Raw genomic sequence first — 3,302 nt, forward strand, 5'->3', positions numbered from 1 at the left:
ACTGTGTTTCTGTCTGTTGATTATCTCAACGGTAGGAATGGTTGTTGGTGCAACAGAAACAAACAACAGTATACCCAGACCAGGTATGAGTGAATTAAAATCTTCTCATATATTCCTCCCGGGATTTGATAATCTCACCATTCCTACACCCCCGGTTCAGATTAATGATCACCGGAATGTAGGTTCAGCAGCAGAAAACAACAATCAGATCGTTTCTACCCTGACAGTTGCTGATACCGGTATGAACACGATGGGAAATGTAGTCCTTGAGCCTATCACTCCAACTCCTGTAGGTAGCGGGTATTCATATTATAATACCACCGGAACGGATCCAAGTTACCTGATCTATGCCTCCGGAACCTATACACTCCGGGATGGATTTTCAACCGATAACAGTTCTGCACTACGAATTGTGGCATCTGATGTGGTTCTTGACGGAAATGCACAGACAATACTAGGTAACTATACGAATACCGGTATTACCATTTACTCCGGAAAGACAAATACCACGGTCAGAAATTTTGCCGGAATCAGGGAATTTAATAATGGTGTTGATTCCTTCGGCAGCAAGGTTTCTCTCACCAATAATTCATTATCTGACAACTACTATGGCGGTGTCAACGCATCAGGTTCAGATCTCACCATGACTCACAATATACTGTTTAACAATACTGATTTTGGAGTTTTCATGGAGGGCACTGGGGCAGAGATGACCGAAAATAGTGTTCACGATACTGATGGCTTTGGTCTGTACTTTTATGGCAATAACGTATCTCTGTACAAAAATTCAATCAGCAAAAATGGGTATGGAGTTATTTTTCTGGGTAATAATTCGGTGATGGATGGGAACAATATCGTATATAATGAGCATTATGGCACTATGGCTATGGGGAATGGAGCCACATATAAAAACAATATCATCAGCCAGAACGAACAAAACCTGTTATTCATGGCATCTAACACAACGATCAATAATAATACGATCTCGTCAACAACTGATAGTTATGGGCGTGGTATTTATTCAATAGCAAATAATGTGACATTTTCAGAAAATACGATCAATAATAACGCATATGGGATTATCGCCATTGGTGACAAATGCACAGCCAGGAACAACCGAGCTTATTCAAATACTATGTATGGAATAGCAATTCAAGGAGAAAATGTCTCCATATCAGATAACATCATCCGTGATACTGGCCTGTATGGCGTGGCATGTTACGGAAATAATTCTGTAATGCAGGATAACATAGTCACGAATGCAACATTCGGTGCAGGGATCGTTGATATTTATAATACAACAGTCATAGGGAATCAGATTGCCAGTATAAGTCGGTTTGGGATTCTAATCCTGGATTCAGAGGAAGGTACAGGAGAGGGAACAATATATAATAATTTCCTGGGAAGTCAGACAAACATCGGTGGGTACGGTAACTTCAGCAATTATAGTTATATCCTGACAAACCCTGCCGGTCCACAGCGTGGCACAAACGTTGTCGGAGGTCCGTTTATTGCCGGTAATTACTGGAGCAATACCACCGGAACCGGATGGTCTGATCAGCAGACCCCCAATGTTACGGGATATACTACCACTCCCTACGAGTTAGTATCCGGATTATACGACACTGCTCCATTGGTTCCGCAGAAGTCAGTAACCATCAACGCCACTGCAAATGACTGGAGTAATATTGTCCCACGAGGCAACAATTCCTACCAGCCATACACGAACCAGACATTTATTACCCAGGCAAAGCCCGGAGCTGCCCTTACTGATGTGCTTGTAGATTCGAATTCAAAGGGAAATGTGACGAACTGGACTTTCACCCAGTTGTCTGAAGATCATGAGATCCAGGCGATAGGAGATGCAAAACCAGGTCAGGTTCTTGTGTTCTTCAATGCCTCTCCACGGTGGGGAGAGATGCCGTTGACCGTCTCTTTCTCGTCAGACCAATCACTTGGCTCACCAACCTCATGGTTCTGGCAATTTGGAGACGGGGGAACTAATGCCACACAGAACCCGGTTCATACGTATGATACTCCGGGAACATACACCGTGACCCTGCGATCCACGAACAACCAGACCGGAGGGTATGCTCTGTGGAACAACTATGTTACGGTCACAGACGGACCTGTTCCTGAACCCACCCAGACACCGGTGCCGGGAAAGATAATCACCCAGTTCTCTGCATATCCGGCATCAGGGAGTGCACCGCTCACTGTTGACTTCAGGGATATGAGTTCAGGTAATCCGGTATCATGGAACTGGGACTTCGGGGATGGAACGCAATCAACGCTGCAGAACTCGTCTCATATATACACCTCCGCAGGTTCCTATCCGGTTACCTTGTCTGTCACGAACGTAAACAATGGCGCGAGCCTGAGTATTCCAAATGCAGTAGTGGTAACATAACCGGGTTATCGATAAAACCTATTTTTTTACGCGTAACATAGTTCTTGAGAGTGATGGTCCGGTAATTGTTTTCTCTTAAACTATCTTTCAGGAAAACACGTTATCGTGGATGAAATGCATGAAAATAATGGGGAACGGTCCGAACATGCAATGGTGAACTCATATTGTTTGATCTAATCCTTGGATATTATTGCTGTTCTCCAGGATGTTGTAACCCTTTAAATGTTCAGCATGTTTACCTCCCATGAGTTGCTAAAAAGATATATCTTATTTGGTAAAGGGATGTTCAAGTCTGATGGACTTGGAATTCACTGTTTAAGGAAATATTCTCATTCTCATAATCCGGATCCATACGGTACCGCACGACCAGCGTCAGAACTGCAATGGCTACCCCTACGAGAAATGTAACAAAGAAGGTAAGATCAAATCCGGCGGTAAGTACTTCCTGTTGGATAATTGCTGGTGATTTTAAAGTAACACCATAGGAATCGGCAATAGAATTCATCCCCTGGACAAAGAATAAGTTGAAAAAAGCAATCCCCATGGTTAGCGGTGCAAATCGCTCAAGTGACACCAAGGATGAGATCATGCCCTCGTATTTTTTTGGACATGACGTCATGATCATGTTTGAGATCGGAGTCACCATCATACCAATGCCGAAACCCATGAGGCTCAGGCATTCAATAATATACAATACGGTCGTGTCAATTTTGAGGTTTGTGATCATGAAATACCCGGCAATGAGGATGACCGCAGCGATTATCGAGACACGGCGCCCGCCGATGCGGTCATAGAGAATTCCGGCCAGAAATCCGGAGATCATCACTGCAAAAGACTGGGATGTCAGAATAAGTCCGGCACTAGCAGTAGAAAATTCTTTGACATATTCCAG

General features: G+C 43.8%; 2 protein-coding genes. One reads left to right on the forward strand and one right to left on the reverse strand.

What is annotated here, in order from left to right:
* Positions 1 to 2,410 (forward strand): PKD domain-containing protein (locus LUQ50_RS15365; protein ID WP_300041220.1); only part of this gene is annotated, 2,410 nt, incomplete at its 5' end.
* A gap of 286 nt (positions 2,411 to 2,696) precedes the next feature.
* Here the strand turns inward: LUQ50_RS15365 and LUQ50_RS15370 are convergent.
* On the reverse strand, positions 2,697 to 3,302 hold a 606-nt coding region (locus LUQ50_RS15370), incomplete at its 5' end, for an MFS transporter (protein WP_300041222.1).

Source organism: Methanospirillum sp. (assembly GCF_028679455.1).
Lineage (GTDB): Archaea > Halobacteriota > Methanomicrobia > Methanomicrobiales > Methanospirillaceae > Methanospirillum.